This window comes from Enterobacter sp. SORGH_AS_0287 (assembly GCF_031453695.1).
Lineage (GTDB): Bacteria > Pseudomonadota > Gammaproteobacteria > Enterobacterales > Enterobacteriaceae > Enterobacter > Enterobacter ludwigii.
On sequence record NZ_JAVIZW010000001.1, the window covers coordinates 4,232,588 to 4,248,661 of the forward strand.

Consider the following 16,074-nt stretch of genomic DNA (forward strand, 5'->3'; position numbering starts at 1 on the left):
AGCAAATGGCTGATTTAGACGACATCAAAGACGGCAAAGATTTTGGCATCGGCACACCGCAGCAGAACGTGCCGTTTACCCTGAAGGGATGCGGCTCGCTGGACTGGGGAATGCAGTCCAGGCTGGCGCGCATCTTCAACCCAAAAAGCAACCGCACGGTGATGCTGGCCTTTGATCACGGCTATTTCCAGGGACCGACGACCGGCCTTGAGCGTATCGATCTCTCTATCGCCCCGCTGTTTGGGGAAACCGACGTGCTGATGTGCACCCGCGGTATTTTGCGCAGCCAGGTGCCTGTCGCCACCAATAAACCCGTCGTGTTGCGCGCCTCCGGCGGCAATTCGATTTTAGGGGAACTTTCCAACGAGTGCGTGGCGGTGGCGATGGAAGATGCGCTGCGCCTGAACGTCTGCGCGGTGGCGGCGCAGGTGTACATCGGCAGTGAGTTTGAACATCAGTCGATCAACAACATCATCAAACTGGTGGATGCCGGTGCGCGCTATGGCATGCCGACCCTGGCGGTAACGGGCGTTGGCAAAGAGATGGCGCGCGACGCGCGGTATTTCTCGCTTGCCAGCCGTATCGCGGCCGAGATGGGGGCGCAGTTCGTCAAAACCTATTATGTCGACGAAGGGTTTGAAAAAGTAACCGCCAGCTGCCCGGTGCCGATCGTGATTGCCGGAGGCAAAAAGCTGCCGGAGCACGACGCGCTGGAGATGTGCTGGCGGGCGATTGACCAGGGGGCGTCCGGCGTGGACATGGGCCGCAATATCTTCCAGTCCAGCGCCCCGCTGGCCATGCTGAAAGCGGTGAAAAAAGTGGTACATGAGAACATGAGCGCGCGGGACGCGTTCCAGTTCTGGCAGGAAGAGAAACAGGGAGAAGCAAAATGAACGTGACATTAGTGGAAATCAACATCAAACCCGAGCGGGTCGATGAGTTTCTGGAGGTGTTTCGCGCTAACCACGAAGGGGCGATTCAGGAGCCGGGCAATCTGCGCTTTGATGTTTTACAGGATCCGCGCGTGAAAACCCGGTTCTTTATCTACGAAGCCTACAAGGATGAAGAGGCGGTGCTGGCGCACAAGAAAACCCCGCACTATCTGGCCTGCGTGGATAAGCTTGAGGACCTGATGTCAGAGCCGCGCAAAAAACGCAGTTTTGTCGGGTTGTTGCCGGCGTAACAGACCGCCGGGTAGCGCTTACGTTAGCCCGGCGATGCTCAGGCGAGGGCCAGTTCCGCCAGGATCGCCGCCAGCGTTTCGCGCGGTTTCCCGCTCAGCGACGCAAGCGGGAACGGCAGTGCAGGCGCGGCCACTTTCCCTGACATTTCTGCTGCTGCGGCCATCACCCGCAAACTGCCGTACTGGCGGAACAGCGCCCACAGCGGTGCCAGCCGGTCTGAGGGGGCGGTGTCTTTGGCTCGGGCAATCGCCAGTGCCGTCTGCGGATAGAGCCCTGCGATAACCGAATACCAGACATCGAACCCGGCCTGCAGGGCTGACGCCGCCCGCCAGTCGCCGCTGATGCCCAGGGTGACGTTTTCAGGAAGACGGGCACGCATGTGGGCGATATTGTCCGGTGTGCGCCCGAGCTTGACGGATTTGACGTTCGGTAGCGCCGCCACGGCATACAGCAAATCGTCGTTAAACTCGAACCCGGTGGTGGCCGGGTTGTCGTAAATGCACAGCGGAACAGAGATCCGGTGGGTCACCGTCTCATACAGGGTAAACACTTCCTCTGCCGTCAGGCGCTGGTACGACACGGGGGCCAGTAACACCCCGCGGGCGCCAGCGTTTTGCGCCTCATCCGCCAGACGGAGAATATCGTCGAGGCGAAGCGCGCCAATACTTACGCTCACCGGAATGTTGTCGGCATGCGCCACGGCACAGCGGGTGATATGCGTGCGCTCTTCAGGCGTCAGATACGCGTAACTGCCCGTCGAACCGAGGATCCCCAGCGAATCGACACCGGCATCCACCAGCGGGCGCAGCAACTGCACAAACGCCTGCTCATCAAATTTCCCCTCTCGCAATGGCGTCAGAGGGAATGCGCTTAACCCGTGAAACATCCGCTTATCCTTTTAGAGTTCAATCAGTTGAAGGTGAGCAGTGGAGCCCGGCATCAGCCGCTGCAGGTTGCTGACTAACTCATCGCCAGCCTCCTGCAACGCCGATAACGGCATCGACGGCAGACTTTCGAGAATAAACCACATGTGTTGCGCCTGGCTATCGAGACGTGTACGCACGCCCTGGCGCCAGTTCCAGCGACGGCAGGTGACGCCAATATCATCGCGCCAGATAACTTCGCCCGCATCCGGGTATTCGATAACCGGCTGGCCCTCTTTCAGGGTATCAAACGGTTCATTACCTTCGGCAAGCGTCAGACGCGGTGCGCCTGCATAAGCGGCAAGGTTCTCACCCCCGACGGGAATGGCGTAACGAATGCTGATGGCATTGTAAATATCGACCACTGGATCGAGCGGGGGCAGTGCGCCCTCTTTCAGCACTCGCTTACGCAGGGCCGATGCCGAGCAGGGCGTGCGTTTCGGTTTCGCACCAAACGCTCTGAACACGTCATCCCAGGCGCTGAGGTGCGCTTCCGCCCAGGCGACATCATCAGTGAGGACCTGCTGGCAGGCCTGTACCAGCGCGGCAGAGGCCACGTCCGGCTGGGTTATCGGGGCGGCTTCAACCAGAATGCTCAGCGCCCGAAAGCCGGGGGCAATCCCGGTAAGACGCGGGTCTATTGACGGCGTAACGAGAGACATAAATAATCCTGTATTGACTGTTTTATACTATGGTAGTGACCAATGACTGATAAAGTCAATATAATGACCGATTCGGGTGCCGATATCGCCCAGGTAAGCCTGGCCGTCGCCACCCGCATTCGCAACTGGCGCAAAGAGAAAAAACTGTCGCTGGATGAGCTTTCACGCCGCGCCAGCGTCAGCAAAGGCATGCTGGTGGAGATTGAAAAAGGGGCGGCGAATCCCAGCATTGCCATTCTCTGCAAGCTGGCTGCCGCGCTGGGCGTTTCGGTGGCGGATATCGTTAACGTCTCCAGCGAGCCGCGGGTGCACGTCATAGAAGAAGCGGCGATCCCGGTTCTGTGGCAGGGCCCACAGGGCGGATATGCCCGGCTGCTCGCGGGCACGTCTGGCCCGGATATGATTGAACTCTGGCAGTGGGTGATGCATCCGGGGGAGCGTTTTACCTCGCCGGGGCATCCGGCGGGAACGTTTGAGCTGCTGCATGTCACTGAGGGAGGATTGACCCTGACGGTGGAAGAGACGGTGACGCAGGTGGCGGCAGGCGCTTCGGCGGTGGCGAAAACGGAAGCGGCACACGGCTACGCGAATGAGGGCGAGAATGTGTTGCGGTTTACCATGACGGTGGCGGAGTTTCACCGCTAAAAACGCCCCCTCCGTCAGGAGGGGGAGGGGATATCACGCTTCTTCCACGCTTACCCGCAGGGCTGCCAGCGCTTTACGCGCCGCTTTCAGCACCTGCTCACACTGTTCAACCGTCAGCGTCAGCGGCGGTTCAATGCGAATGGTCTTCGAGTTGTTGAGCGTTCCGGCAACCAGGACCCGCTGGCGGAACATCTCGCTCGCGAAGCTGTAGCCGATTTCGTTGTCGACAAACTCAATGGCCATCAGCAACCCTTTACCCCGCGCATCCTGCACCAGATCCGGATATTCCCGGCCCAGCTGGCGGAAACCGTCCAGCAGCATATCGCCTTTCTGTTCCGCCTGTGCAGGCAGGTTTTGATCCAGTAGCACGTTGATGGTCGCCAGCGCGGCCGCGCAGGCCAGCGGGTTACCGCCAAACGTAGTGGTGTGCAGGAACGGGTTGTCGAACAGCACCGAGAAGACCTCTTCGGTCGCCACCGTCGCGCCAATCGGCATCACGCCGCCGCCCAGCGCTTTTGCCAGACAGAGAATGTCCGGCTGGACGTTCTCATGCTCGCAGGCAAACATCTTGCCCGTACGCCCCATCCCGGTTTGGACTTCGTCGAGGATCAGCAGTGCGCCAAACTCATCGCACAACTGACGCACGGCAGGCAGATAGCCCTGCGGGGGCAGGATCACGCCGCCCTCACCCTGAATAGGCTCCAGGATCACCGCTGCCACGTCGTCGCCGGTTTTACGGCATTCGCTCAGCATGGTGCGCATAGCGCTAATGTCACCAAACGGCACGTGGCGGAAGCCCGGCAGCAGCGGCATAAACGGTTTGCGGAAGGTGGATTTGGCGGTAGCCGACAGTGCGCCCAGCGATTTTCCGTGGAACGCGCCGCTGGTGGCGATAAACGTGAATTTGCCGCGCGGCGACTGGTACGCTTTAGCGAGTTTAATCGCCGCTTCGACCGATTCCGTGCCGCTGTTGCTAAAGAAGCTGTACTTCAGTTTGCCGGGCGTTAAGGCCGCGAGCGTTTTCGCGAGCATAGCGCGAAGCGGATCGAGCAGTTCCTGGCTATGGAGAGGTTGTTTCGCAAGTTGATTCTGTACGGCGGAAACCACAACTGGATTACGGTGCCCCACGTTGAAAATTCCAAAACCACCCAGGCAATCTATAAACTCCTGTCCCTGGGTGTCGACAAGCGTATTAAGACTTCCCGCTTGCCACTCTACGGCTCCGTAATCCCCGCCGGCGGTAACAGATTTGCGATACTCCAAAAACCCTGGATTGACATGCTCTTTAAAGTAATCGATGACCTCTCGGTTAAGTTGTTTCATCTCCTCATGATCAAGCGTTCGCTTCTCAATGAGATTCAGTGCGTGCGCGGTACAGGCAAGAGCCGAGGCGCTGGAAGGTAACCTGTTCAAAATGTGCTCCCGGGGATCGCGTATCACATGATACTGGATTAAGTATTGCAGGGATTACGCCACTTCAGATGCCTTAACGAAAATCAGGATAAACACCAGGTTAACATTATGTTGCGCAAAATTTAATCATGCCGATATAACCGATACGGGATTTAGCGGTACGGCGGAAAAGGCCTGGGAAGGTGCGATTAAAAGGCCATTGCACTTATAGAGTGCAGACGCTGCGACTTAAGTGGGCGTTAACGCGTCATACTCTGCAGGTAATTTCTCTACGAAAGTATTTGAAATCAATGAATTATAAAATCTCACAAAAAGTGCGGTTTAAGTGAAATCTGCGATCTCTATCAACTTTAACAACTAAAGATAAATTCTTTACCGCCGAAAAAACATTAATCCACAAAATTAACATTCAAATAACCTGCAAGGGATGCTCACGATGTCCGCTCCAACCTTTGTCACCCAGAATGAATATCCTCTGGACGATGACACCACCTTAATGTCGACCACCGATATCCACAGTTACCTGACCCACGCCAACGACACCTTTGTGCAGGTGAGTGGCTATCAGCTTGATGAGCTGATGGGCCAGCCGCACAATCTGGTACGCCACCCCGATATGCCAAAAGCGGCGTTTGCCGATATGTGGTACACCCTGCAAAAGGGCGAGCCGTGGAGCGGCATTGTCAAAAACCGACGTAAAAATGGCGACCACTACTGGGTGCGCGCCAATGCGGTGCCGATGGTGCGTCACGGGCAGGTGACGGGCTATATGTCGATTCGTACCAAAGCCACGGCAGAAGAGATTGCTGGCGTGAAGCCGCTCTATCGGGCTCTGAATGACGGGCGCTGCAAGAAACGTATACATAAAGGACTGGTGGTAAGGAAAGGCTGGCTGGGGAAACTTCCGGCTATGCCGCTGCGCTGGCGTGTGCGCAGCGTGATGGCGGGGCTGTTTGCGGTGCTGGCTGCCACGCTGGTGGCCACCTCAGCGGGTGCGTACTCGCTGGCTGCCGCCGCGGTAGTCATGTTGCTGGGCACGCTGCTGTTCGAGCAGCAGATTGTTCGTCCGATCGAAAACGTGGCGCGTCAGGCGCTGAAAGTCGCCACCGGCGAGCGCAACAGCGTGCAGCACCTGAACCGCAGCGACGAGCTGGGGTTGACCCTGCGTGCGGTCGGGCAACTGGGGCTGATGTGCCGCTGGTTGATTAACGATGTGTCAAGCCAGGTGGTGAGCGTGCGTGATGGCAGCGACAGGCTGGCAAAGGGGAATGAAGATCTGAACGATCGGACGCGTCAGACCGTGGCCAATGTGCAGCAGACCGTGGCGACAATGAATCAAATGGCCGCCTCCGTGCAGAGTAATTCAGAAACCGCCGCCGAAGTGGACAAGCTGTCAGTGGCCGCCAGCAGCGCGGCGACCAAAGGCGGAAACGCGATGCAGACGGTGGTGAAAACCATGGATGACATCGCGGATAGCACGCAGCGGATTGGCTCGATTACCTCCCTTATTAACGACATCGCGTTTCAGACCAATATTCTGGCGCTGAATGCGGCGGTGGAGGCGGCAAGAGCCGGTGAGCAGGGGAAAGGCTTTGCGGTTGTCGCCGGCGAAGTGCGCCATCTCGCCAGCCGTAGCGCCAGTGCAGCCAACGATATTCGCAAGCTGATTGATGCCAGCGCCAGCAAGGTGCAGTCCGGCTCTGATCAGGTTCATGCCGCCGGTCGTACAATGGATGATATCGTCGAGCAGGTGAAAAACGTGACGCAGCTTATCGCGCAGATCAGCCACTCCACCTCTGAACAGGCTACCGGCTTGTCAGAGCTCACCCGTGCGGTGGCCGAGCTGGACAGCATCACGCAGAAAAATGCCGATCTGGTTGAGGAAAGTGCCCACATATCCGCAATGGTGAAGCATCGCGCCGGGCGTCTTAAGGATGCGGTCACCGTGCTCCATTGAGCCAGTAAGGTTCCAGAAAGCCGTTTATTTCATCAGGAATAAGCGGCTTTATTTTTTCTGAATGTAATTATTAATGTCTTTTATTGTTAACTTTATATTAAGTAACTAAAGAAAGCACATCAGATATTTACCCCAGCCTAAGTCCGTTTTTCCCGATGCTATTTTGAAAATGCCTCATCAGAGGGTGACGTAACGATCGATTTACGGATATTAATAGCCTGCACCTATCCATTGTTGTGGTTATGAAATAAAAAAACGATCAAAGTCATAAAGTTAGCGGTTTCGTTACCGATAACGGTGATCGTCTGAGAAATAATCACATCGATGGAGAAAATATGTTCTTACATGACGTAAAGATCGGCACGAAATTATTTCTGGCGTTTGGATTCTTTATTGTCCTGATGGTGGTCAGTGCGAGTTTATCCTTGCTAAGCCTGAACCGGGCGAACAACGGAATGCAATCCATCATTACCCGTGATTATCCGACCACGGTAAAAGCGAACCAGTTAATTGACAACTTCCAGGAATTTATTGGCACTCAGCAGCTGATGTTACTGGATGAACAGGGAACGTATACAGCGCAGTCACAGCAGCGTCTAAAAGCGATCAGCGAACAGATTACGGTGATCCTCGGCGAGCTGAATACTGCGCTGCAGGATCCAGAATCACAGCGGGTTCTTGCTGAGATACGCGGCGTGCGTCAGCAGTATCTGGACTCGCGTTATCGCATTTTGCAGGCGGTGCAGAATAACGATCGGGCGGGCGCTATTCAGGAGATGATGACCAACACCCTGAAGCTACAGCAGGCCTATAAAGCCAACGTGCAGGCGCTGATCGCGATTCAGAACCAGGAAATGCAAAGCGCAGGAGTGCAGGTCGAGGGCGATTTCAAATCGAACCGCCTGCTGCTGATCCTGATCACGCTCTTTAGCGTCGCGACCGGCAGCCTGATTGGCTGGTTTATCGTGCGCTCAATCACGCGTCCGCTGGGCGAGGCGGTGGATTTTGCAAAAGCCATTGCTGAAGGCGATCTGACCGGCAGCATCACGCCGCACGGTAAAGACGAAACCGGCCTGCTGCTGCATGCGCTGATGGAGATGAAAACGCGTCTGCTGGACATTGTGCAGCAGGTTCAGACCGGTTCGGAGAATATCTCGAGTGCCGCCGCGCAGATTGTCGCGGGGAACCAGGATCTTGCCGCGCGCACTGAAGAGCAGGCCAGCTCTGTTGAACAGACCGCTGCCTCGATGGAGCAGATCACGGCGACGGTAAAAAACACCGCCTCACACACCGGAGAAGCAACTCACCTCTCGGCGGACGCCGCCATGGTGGTCAAAAACAACGGCGAGATGATGAAGCAGGTCACCAGCAAAATGCGCCTGATTAACGAGACCTCTAACCGGATGTCCGACATCATCGACCTGATCGATGCCATCGCTTTCCAGACCAACATTCTGGCGCTGAACGCGGCGGTGGAAGCGGCACGTGCGGGCGAGCACGGTCGTGGTTTTGCGGTGGTGGCGGGCGAAGTGCGTCAGCTTGCGCAGAAGAGTGCGTCATCTGCCAGTGAAATTCGTCAGCTGATCGAAAGTTCTACCAGCCAGACGCAGGACGGGATGAACCTGGTCGAGAAAGCGAGCGAGTTGATTAACGGTATGGTCGGCAACGTGGAAGAGATGGACGTCATTCTGCGTGAGATCCGCCAGGCCAGCCATGAGCAGACGGAAGGGATCTCGCAAATTAACAGCGCGATTGGTCTGATTGATGCCACCACGCAGCAGAACTCCGCCCTGGTGGAGGAGTCTGTCGCGGCAGCAGCGTCCCTGAACGAACAGGCGATGCACCTGAAAGACCTTGTCCGCGTCTTCCGCGTGAGCGATCGCGTACTGGCTTAATCCAGCTGGGAGATCTCCAGCGCTGCGCGGTCGATCACGCCGATGATCTGCTTGAGCTGCGCATCGCTGAGTTCGCCCTGGTTCACCTTCAGGTCTAACACCGCTTTGAAGTTATCCAGAGCCCGCTTCATTTGCGGGTTTTTTCTCAGCTGGAAGCCGACGGAGCGCGCTTTAATACGCGCCTGAATCTGCGCCAGCTGCTCCTGATTTTTATCCAGCCACTGCTGACCGGCCACGGTAATCGCAATTCTCTTGCGGCCATTCTCTTCTTCGGTGATGGTGATATAGGTCTGATCCTGAAGGTAATCGAGGGTCGGGTAGATAACGCCAGGGCTTGGGGTGTAATTCCCCTGCGTCATGTTCTCGATCGCCTTGATCAACTCGTAGCCATGGCTCGCGTTGTGGGTCAGGATATCCAGTATCACCAGACGCAGATCGCCGTGACCAAAAAAGCGTGGTCGGCGTCCGCCGCCGTCGTGTTCGTTTCGCATACTCATCCCTTCAAATTGATATATCTAAACTATATCTTAGATATATTCAGATGCAATCTAAAAGATCTTGCATTCTTTCTGATTAGCAATCATTATCATTTAAAATTAATTTAGATATATCGTATTCACCTGAGAAGGGTCTCACCATGACATCCACCCGTTACCCACAACGTGTTCGTAATGATCTCCGTTTTCGCAAGCTGGACGTGCTTCGCGTTGAGCGTGTCAGCGCAGGTTTCCAGCGCATTGTTTTAGGCGGCGAGGCGCTGGAGGGCTTTAGCTCTCGCGGTTTCGACGACCACACAAAAGTGTTTTTCCCGGCCCCGGGGGCGACCTTTGTACCACCGGTTGTTACCGATGAAGGTATCGACTGGGGCGACGGTGTGCGTCCGCAGGCGCGAGACTATACGCCCCTGTACGATGCCGAACGGCATGAGCTGGTGCTCGATTTCTTCATACACGATGGCGGCGTTGCCAGCCACTGGGCGACAGAGGCAAAAGTGGGTGACACGCTCACGATTGGCGGCCCGCGCGGTTCGCTGGTTGTGCCGGAAGATTATGCCTGGCAACTGTACGTGTGCGATGAATCCGGCATGCCCGCGCTGCGTCGTCGCCTGGAAAGCATCGCAACACTGCCGGTTCGCCCGGACATTCATGCGGTGGTGACGGTCCGAGATGCGTCGTATCAGGACTATCTGGCCCATCTGACCGCGTTCAACATCACCTGGGTTGTCGGCCACAGCGAACAGGCGGTGGCCGAGCGTCTGGCGGCGTTGACGGTGCCTGCGGAAGATTATTTTATCTGGCTGACCGGGGAAGGGAAGGTGGTGAAAAACCTGAGCCGTCAGTTTGAAACCGACGCAATCGACCAGCAGCTGGTGCGTGCCAGTGCATACTGGCACGCTAAATAATCAGGCTGCGGACTCCAGCTGCGCTTCGCTCACCTGATGTTCGAGCGAGGCGCGAACGTCGTGCAGCGCCTTCTCCTGCTGGGCAAAGTAGGCTTCCATATTGCTTAGCGACGAGACCAGCAGCCAGGACTCCTCTTTCTCCAGCTCCGCCAGCTCGTTCACTAACGTGTCAATCTGCTCGCGAACCTGCGCCATTTTTTTGCGGATACGTTCCAGATCGTTCAGCCTGTCGCTGGCCATCAGCGGCTCAAAGCCCTGCTGCAGACGTGCCACCAGCGAACGAATGGCTTTAACGTCACCACGCTGTTTGGCCTGGTTGAGTTGCACCATCATCGCGTTGGCTTCTTCTTTCAGATCGTCAGCGACCAGGTCCGGATGGCAGAGCTTGCTCGCCTGACGCCAGAGACGCTTCAGTTCGTTCTGATCTTCCTCGGAGAGGTTCTTACCTTTACGCAGACGCATTTCGGCATCGTGATGCTGCTCGCGGTATTTCTCGTACTCTTCATTGGCCTCGTCGCGCGCCTGACGTGCAGGCTCTTCTTCGCGCGTTAAGCCACTCTCCAGTTCCAGCGCTTCGGCCAGCAGGTTAGCAATCAGATTGCTTTGCTGCTGCAGTTGCTTACGCGCCTCGGCGGCCTGTACGGAATCCGCAGGCAGATCGCGCCAGCGCTGGGTCAGTATCGCCAGCACTTCCACCGCCTGCGCCATATAGCGCTGGCAGCGACGGTAATCTTCCTCACGTCGACGCGCCTCCGCCTGCTGACGTCGCAGGTTCAGCTCCGCCAGCGTTTTACGCAGGGCGAGGATCTGCTGCATCAGCGGTCCGAGGCGTGAGAAATAGAGATCGTTGAATTCATCGAGCTGTTGCACGCGGGCATTGCGACGGTCAATCAAATCCCTGAGGCGCTCTTCCAGCGCTTTTAGCTCCATCTTGCTGGCCGCCACCTGCGGGTCACGCCATTGCGTCATGGCGCGCTGGCCCTGTAGCCAGGCAGCGATCGCCGCCATGGCCACGGTATAGTTTTTCTGCTCAAGCGCCGCGACGATTGCCTGTAGCTCATCGTCAAACGCTTCATTTTTCAGCCGTGTCAGCTGGCTCTGGATGATGTCGTCGTCTTCCAGTTCAATCGCATTTTTTATGATTTCTAGCCGTTTGATCGGTGTGCTCATGATGCCTTTCGCTTTGGCGCTTAAGTATTTGAGTTAAGGTTAATTGTTGTAAACGCTACAGGAAATAATACACACGGATGATGATCGGCGCGATGGGGGATTTCTTTAGTTTTTAGGGTTTGTGAAGAAGAGTGGCACGAACAGGAAGCCGAAAGGCTGGCGGGGGAGCGTTGGCCCCGGTTCTTGTTCTGCCATTCCTGAAGGAATACCTAAGGCTGAATGCCCTGCATAGCGAAATCGAAAGATGCCATACGAACCATATGTACCGTCATCAGTTCACCTCGCTGTAGATGCCCACCACACGGCCCAGTGTTTTTATCTCATCGATACCGCATTCAAAGGGAACTTTGCCGCCCGCGACGTGGAGTTTTTTCCCCGGCAGCAGGGTTAAATCACGAAGACTGGTGGTGCCTTCAATCTCAACCAGCCATAGCCCGTCGGTTAATGACGCCCCTTTTTCAACAAAGTGGAGCTTTGCCTCAGACCGGACTGCGATACCGCGAGTGAGCGGTTTGCTAAAGAGATGCGAATCGATACTCAAAGTGGAATTTTCTTCCAGTTGACCATCACTGAGAGTGAATGTGACAACCGCAACGGGATCGCCAGGCGCAGGGTTACCTTCAAACTGGGCACCCTGTCCGGTCATCAACCAGCGCAGGCTGGCCCCTGTGTCCAGTGCACACTGTACCGCGAAGTCGTAGGAGATGGTGCCGCGCGCGTAGCGGTTCTGAAGGGAACTGGCGGCAATATTGAAGTGCCGGGCCAGCTGGATTTTTTGGGTAAAACCATATACCTGACAGATTCTATCGAGTAACTCTTCATTATTCACTTGAGAATCTAAAATCAAAATATATTCCTTTGGGTATTTACTAATACTCAATTGGGTATTAGTATCAATGCGAATTCGGGCAATCAGCGGCAGACGTTGGCAAACAGAGGCTAATGATTGCAGACATTATCAAAATGGGAATCATGCAACATGGCTTCTGAAATCGCAATCATCAAAGTGCCAGCCCTGTCGTTAGGCTGGCGCAGTTCGCTGCGCTGGAAAGCGGCGTAACGCGTAGGCCAATCCCGTTTTCAGCCCGTTACGGGTGAGTAATTCACACAGTGTGAATCAACGCGAGGGTCGTTATGGCAATAGAAGCGACACGTGCAACGGTCCCACTCAAGGTGGGGGCACGTCTTTCCGGGCTGAATCACGTGGCCGAACTGCGTGCCAGGTACTGGGGCGATAACGAGAAAGCGCTGGCGCGGTTTTTGGCCGAGATGCGTGATAAGCGCGATCCCTGTTTTGAAGAGAATAACAGGGCGCTGGCCGCCATCTTTTTCCTGGCTAAATTACCCGCCGCCCGTCACGAATGCGGTATCAATGAGCTGACGACTGAGGAGAAAAGAGCGCTTATCGGAGCCATGAATCATTTCCGTGCAGTCGTGAGTTTATTTCCTGAACGGCTGACCATGCCGCTTTAATCCACCCCAAAACGTAATGGCGTAAACCCGCCGGGCATTTTATTGCCTGAATTAAGGAGAATGAGTGATGCGAAATAGCGAAAACCGCACTTTTCTGAACGGGCGCGAGGAACTCCAGCGCCTGCTGGTGCAGGCGAAGATGGAGGAGCGCAGGGCGCGCGCACTCGCCGTCTCCCTGCGTCTGGAGGCATTAGCCAGTCACATCTATAAAACCGGAATGTGTGGCGAAGACGCAGCGGAACTGCTGTGTCACGAGGCTGCCCGTTACGAACGCGAATCCCAGGAGCTGCACTGATGGCCGATTTTATCGATCTGGCGCAGGAGCGTGAGCTTGAAGATCGCGAACGTCATATTAATAGCGCCCGCCAGCGATGCGCATCGCCCTCGCGTTTTACCTGCGAGGAGTGCGACATCCCCATCCCCGAGGCGCGGCGAAAGGCGTTACCTGGAGTGGCCTTATGCGTCACTTGCCAGGAGATAACGGAGCTGAAAAACAAACATTTCCGGGGAGGATAAGTTGGTGATGTCATTTGCTTATCCGTGGAATGAACCCCGATCGGCTATTGCCAGCCCCTACCTGACTCACCCCCAATTACAGCGTCGCGACCGTCTGTTCGCGGCGCTGCAGCAAGCCAGAAAAGCGCTCGCTCTGCAGCCTGACTGCGTGCGTTTTGACGTCTGGCGCACGGTTGATGCTCTTGAACTCCATCAGGGCAGCCTGCGAGCCAATGCCTTTTTGATTCGGTTCTGCAACAGGGTATTACCACGTCTGCAGCAGGTCTCTGCACGGTATGCCTGTTCAGGTGTTGACCGTAACGTCTCCACCGCCGTTTTTGGTGGACACTTCGACACGCCGCTTTCGCAATATCTTGCATCGCGGATGGTTACGCTGATTGCCCGCTTCAACCGTCTCCCGGATATGTCCCGCGCCGATATTGATTTGCTGGCCGCTGACATCGCTGGCTTTATTCGTTCCGAGCTGGCGAATATCAATGACGCTGGCCTCGGCGAATTTCAAACCCTTCATGTCTGGTATCAGCGAGCTGGATTAATCACCCGCCAGTTCAATGTACTGCCTCCTCACTGGGAGCGCGTGTCGAAGATACTCTTTAACAAAGAGGACATTGCGCCAGCGGTGATCCGCATGTTTTCCGAAGACTGGTGGCGTGGACGACTGCGTCGCATGGCGGCCGCCTGGCGTGAGCATGTGCAGATTGCACTTGGAAACGTCAGCAAAAAGAAGTCTGCCTATGCGAGTAAACGCTGCATCACTGACTGGCGTGAACAGAAGCGGCGCACGCGTGAATTTCTTAAAGGTCTGGAACTGGAGGATGAAGAGGGCAACCGTATAAGCCTGATTGCCAGGCACGATGGCTCGGTGGCCAATCCCGCGATACGTCGCTGCGAACTGATGACCCGCATCCGCGGGTTTGAAAATATCTGCCATGAGCTTGGCTACGTGGGCGAGTTCTATACCTTAACCGCGCCGTCGAAATATCACGCCACCCTGAACACCGGCTATCGTAATGGCAAATGGAACGGGGCGAGCCCTGCGGATACACAAAGCTACCTGACAAAACTGTGGGCGCGGATCCGGGCAAAACTCCACCGGCAGGCGATTCGTCTGTTTGGCATCCGCGTTGCTGAACCCCACCATGACGGTACGCCTCACTGGCACATGCTGATGTTCATGCTGCCCGAAAACGTTGAGCGCGTTCGCCGCATTATGGAGGAATACACACAGGAGGAAGACGCTTTTGAACTGCAAAGCGATAACGCCAGAAAAGCTCGCTTTCACGCTGAAGCTATAGACCCGCAGAAGGGCAGCGCCACCGGTTATATCGCTAAATACATCTCCAAGAATATCGACGGCTATGCCCTTGATGGCGAGACAGATAACGAAAGCGGCGAGTTGCTTAAAGTGACTGCATCTGCTGTTTCGGCCTGGGCGGCGCGCTGGCATATCCGTCAGTTTCAGTTTATCGGCGGTGCACCGGTGACCGTCTACCGTGAGCTGCGCCGTTTGACTGATACGCAGGCCGCGCACGGTCTGAGCGTAGAATTTGCAGCAGCGCATGACGCCGCGGACGCCGGAGACTGGGCAGGATACGTCAATGCACAGGGAGGACCGTTTGTCCGTCGGGACGCGTTGCAGGTGCGCACGCTGTATGAGCCCCGTGCCGAATACAATCAGTACGGCGAAGAACGAGTCTGTATTCGCGGCGTTTACGACGCCGCACTCGGCCCGGGCTCGCCGATTTTGACCCGGCTCACGCAGTGGAAAATTGTGCCGAAGCGTGCCGTTGATTTGACCGTTGACCTTAACGGCACCGCTGCGCGCTCTTGGAGTTCTGTCAATAACTGTACGGTGAGCGACGTCTCTCAACCCCTCAGCCGGCGTGCGAGACGCGCGTTAGCCGCACGCATAACCCTCCCCAGACCGGTTGCAAAGACTCCCTTTGTCTATGACAAGGATCCGCAGAACGGAGTGGCAGAGAGAGTGATTGATGAGATACGGCTCGCCACCGGAATATCGATCAGCCGGGGGGAAGCCCTGCATCTTATGGCGGGGGGCATTAGCCGTTTTAACGACAAATGGTGCCGGGGATCTGCAGACGGATCGCTATTTCCTGCGGCACCGTCTTATCAGCAAAAGGCCCGGAAAATCCTTGAACGTATAAGGTATTTAACGCATCTGATAAGCAAAGGGATTCGCTAATCTTCATCGATATCATGTACATACCTCGCATGGTTCTGATTTTTTGCTTCACTCTTTTTATGAATACATGATACTGTATGTTTATACAGTATCTCGTGGTGGAGGTTGTGTGGACAGAGAGTTGAACGAGCAAGTCATGATTGAACGCGTCGAGATGATTGCGCGGCTGACGACAGAAGGAACGTGTCAGGAAAGAGATCGTGAAATTGCCCTGAATTTGATCGCTGAGATTGCGAGAGGAAATTTAATCAGGAACAACGCGTTTACCGTGGTTTTCTCGGCATCACCCGTTCCGGACAGAATCAAAAAAGAGGCCAGCGTGCGGGTGAACATTACCCTGGATAAGGATCAGCTTATTGGTCCGTCCGTCGTGGAGGCGTTTCAGGACGAATTAACCCGCAGGATAAGATCCGTGTTTCCGTCAACGCTGGTTACCGTCAAAAAAGGATCCATGACCGGCGTGGAGTTGCAGGGGATTGAAAGAGAGGCCGATCGCGAAGCGCTGGACAATATCCTCCGGGAAGTCTGGGAAGACGAGAGCTGGCGCTAGGCCCTCTGCCATCTCGCGGGCAGTCTGTTGTGTCCGCGATTGTCCATCCTGCAGTGATAGCAAAAAGGGCGCCAGCGCTGG

The 16,074-nt window shown here is 55.8% G+C and carries 17 protein-coding genes; 11 read left to right on the forward strand and 6 right to left on the reverse strand.

The window, feature by feature from the left end; translation table 11 throughout:
• Positions 1–5 precede the first annotated feature (5 nt).
• On the forward strand, positions 6–893 hold the full coding sequence (lsrF, locus tag QE396_RS20155; RefSeq protein WP_014171710.1) for a 3-hydroxy-5-phosphonooxypentane-2,4-dione thiolase: 888 nt from the start codon (positions 6–8) through the stop codon (positions 891–893).
• Positions 890–1,183: a (4S)-4-hydroxy-5-phosphonooxypentane-2,3-dione isomerase gene (gene lsrG, locus QE396_RS20160; RefSeq protein WP_020883586.1), complete on the forward strand. Its 294-nt coding sequence runs from the start codon at positions 890–892 to the stop codon at positions 1,181–1,183. Before lsrF ends, lsrG begins: the two co-directional genes overlap by 4 nt.
• A 38-nt stretch (positions 1,184–1,221) precedes the next feature.
• Here lsrG and QE396_RS20165 read toward each other — a convergent pair whose 3' ends face one another.
• Both QE396_RS20165 and QE396_RS20170 read right to left on the reverse strand, forming a co-directional pair.
• Positions 1,222–2,070 carry a dihydrodipicolinate synthase family protein gene (locus tag QE396_RS20165; protein ID WP_309952253.1) on the reverse strand — a complete coding sequence of 283 codons (849 nt, stop codon included), beginning with the start codon at positions 2,068–2,070 and terminating at the stop codon, positions 1,222–1,224.
• Between the two features lie 12 nt (positions 2,071–2,082).
• Positions 2,083–2,769 (reverse strand): B3/4 domain-containing protein, encoded by a 687-nt coding sequence (locus QE396_RS20170; protein WP_250369216.1) that lies wholly within the window; start codon positions 2,767–2,769, stop codon positions 2,083–2,085.
• A 42-nt stretch (positions 2,770–2,811) separates the two neighbouring features.
• Between QE396_RS20170 and QE396_RS20175 the strand changes: the two genes are divergently transcribed.
• Positions 2,812–3,414 (forward strand): helix-turn-helix domain-containing protein, encoded by a 603-nt coding sequence (locus QE396_RS20175; protein WP_020883589.1) that lies wholly within the window; start codon positions 2,812–2,814, stop codon positions 3,412–3,414.
• A gap of 33 nt (positions 3,415–3,447) precedes the next feature.
• Here QE396_RS20175 and ygjG read toward each other — a convergent pair whose 3' ends face one another.
• Positions 3,448–4,827 (reverse strand): putrescine aminotransferase, encoded by a 1,380-nt coding sequence (ygjG, locus tag QE396_RS20180; RefSeq protein WP_020883590.1) that lies wholly within the window; start codon positions 4,825–4,827, stop codon positions 3,448–3,450.
• 436 nt (positions 4,828–5,263) lie between these two features.
• On the opposite strand from ygjG, the gene QE396_RS20185 reads away from it, so the two are divergent.
• The gene (locus tag QE396_RS20185) at positions 5,264–6,784 is read left to right on the forward strand and encodes a PAS domain-containing methyl-accepting chemotaxis protein (protein WP_020883591.1); all 1,521 of its coding nucleotides are present in this window, start codon (positions 5,264–5,266) and stop codon (positions 6,782–6,784) included.
• A gap of 335 nt (positions 6,785–7,119) precedes the next feature.
• Positions 7,120–8,679, forward strand: a complete 1,560-nt coding sequence (locus QE396_RS20190; protein ID WP_014171702.1) for a methyl-accepting chemotaxis protein — start codon at positions 7,120–7,122, stop codon at positions 8,677–8,679.
• Here QE396_RS20190 and QE396_RS20195 read toward each other — a convergent pair.
• A complete protein-coding gene (locus tag QE396_RS20195; RefSeq protein ID WP_020883592.1) occupies positions 8,676–9,170 on the reverse strand; it encodes a PadR family transcriptional regulator in 495 nt (164 codons plus the stop codon). The two genes, QE396_RS20190 and QE396_RS20195, sit on opposite strands and share 4 nt — an antisense overlap.
• A gap of 146 nt (positions 9,171–9,316) precedes the next feature.
• On the opposite strand from QE396_RS20195, the gene QE396_RS20200 reads away from it, so the two are divergent.
• Positions 9,317–10,081 (forward strand): siderophore-interacting protein, encoded by a 765-nt coding sequence (locus QE396_RS20200; RefSeq protein ID WP_020883593.1) that lies wholly within the window; start codon positions 9,317–9,319, stop codon positions 10,079–10,081.
• Here the strand turns inward: QE396_RS20200 and QE396_RS20205 are convergent, their stop codons facing one another.
• Positions 10,082–11,251 carry a molecular chaperone DnaJ gene (locus QE396_RS20205; RefSeq protein ID WP_020883594.1) on the reverse strand — a complete coding sequence of 390 codons (1,170 nt, stop codon included), beginning with the start codon at positions 11,249–11,251 and terminating at the stop codon, positions 10,082–10,084.
• Positions 11,252–11,522: 271 nt separating this feature from the next.
• Positions 11,523–12,098, reverse strand: a complete 576-nt coding sequence (locus QE396_RS20210) for a phage repressor protein CI (protein WP_020883595.1) — start codon at positions 12,096–12,098, stop codon at positions 11,523–11,525.
• A 287-nt stretch (positions 12,099–12,385) separates the two neighbouring features.
• On the opposite strand from QE396_RS20210, the gene QE396_RS20215 reads away from it, so the two are divergent.
• The 5 genes from QE396_RS20215 to QE396_RS20235 all read left to right on the forward strand — a co-directional run bounded on the left by QE396_RS20215 (position 12,386) and on the right by QE396_RS20235 (position 15,993).
• On the forward strand, positions 12,386–12,724 hold the full coding sequence (locus tag QE396_RS20215) for a DUF5347 domain-containing protein (RefSeq protein ID WP_014171697.1): 339 nt from the start codon (positions 12,386–12,388) through the stop codon (positions 12,722–12,724).
• A gap of 67 nt (positions 12,725–12,791) precedes the next feature.
• Positions 12,792–13,019 carry a DUF2732 family protein gene (locus tag QE396_RS20220; RefSeq protein WP_020883596.1) on the forward strand — a complete coding sequence of 76 codons (228 nt, stop codon included), beginning with the start codon at positions 12,792–12,794 and terminating at the stop codon, positions 13,017–13,019.
• A complete protein-coding gene (locus QE396_RS20225; RefSeq protein ID WP_020883597.1) occupies positions 13,019–13,240 on the forward strand; it encodes a TraR/DksA family transcriptional regulator in 222 nt (73 codons plus the stop codon). Before QE396_RS20220 ends, QE396_RS20225 begins: the two co-directional genes overlap by 1 nt.
• 7 nt (positions 13,241–13,247) lie before the next feature.
• Complete coding sequence (locus QE396_RS20230) at positions 13,248–15,443, forward strand: replication endonuclease (protein WP_020883598.1); 2,196 nt, start codon at positions 13,248–13,250, stop codon at positions 15,441–15,443.
• 109 nt (positions 15,444–15,552) lie between these two features.
• Complete coding sequence (locus QE396_RS20235; RefSeq protein WP_020883599.1) at positions 15,553–15,993, forward strand: DinI-like family protein; 441 nt, start codon at positions 15,553–15,555, stop codon at positions 15,991–15,993.
• Positions 15,994–16,074 lie beyond the last annotated feature (81 nt).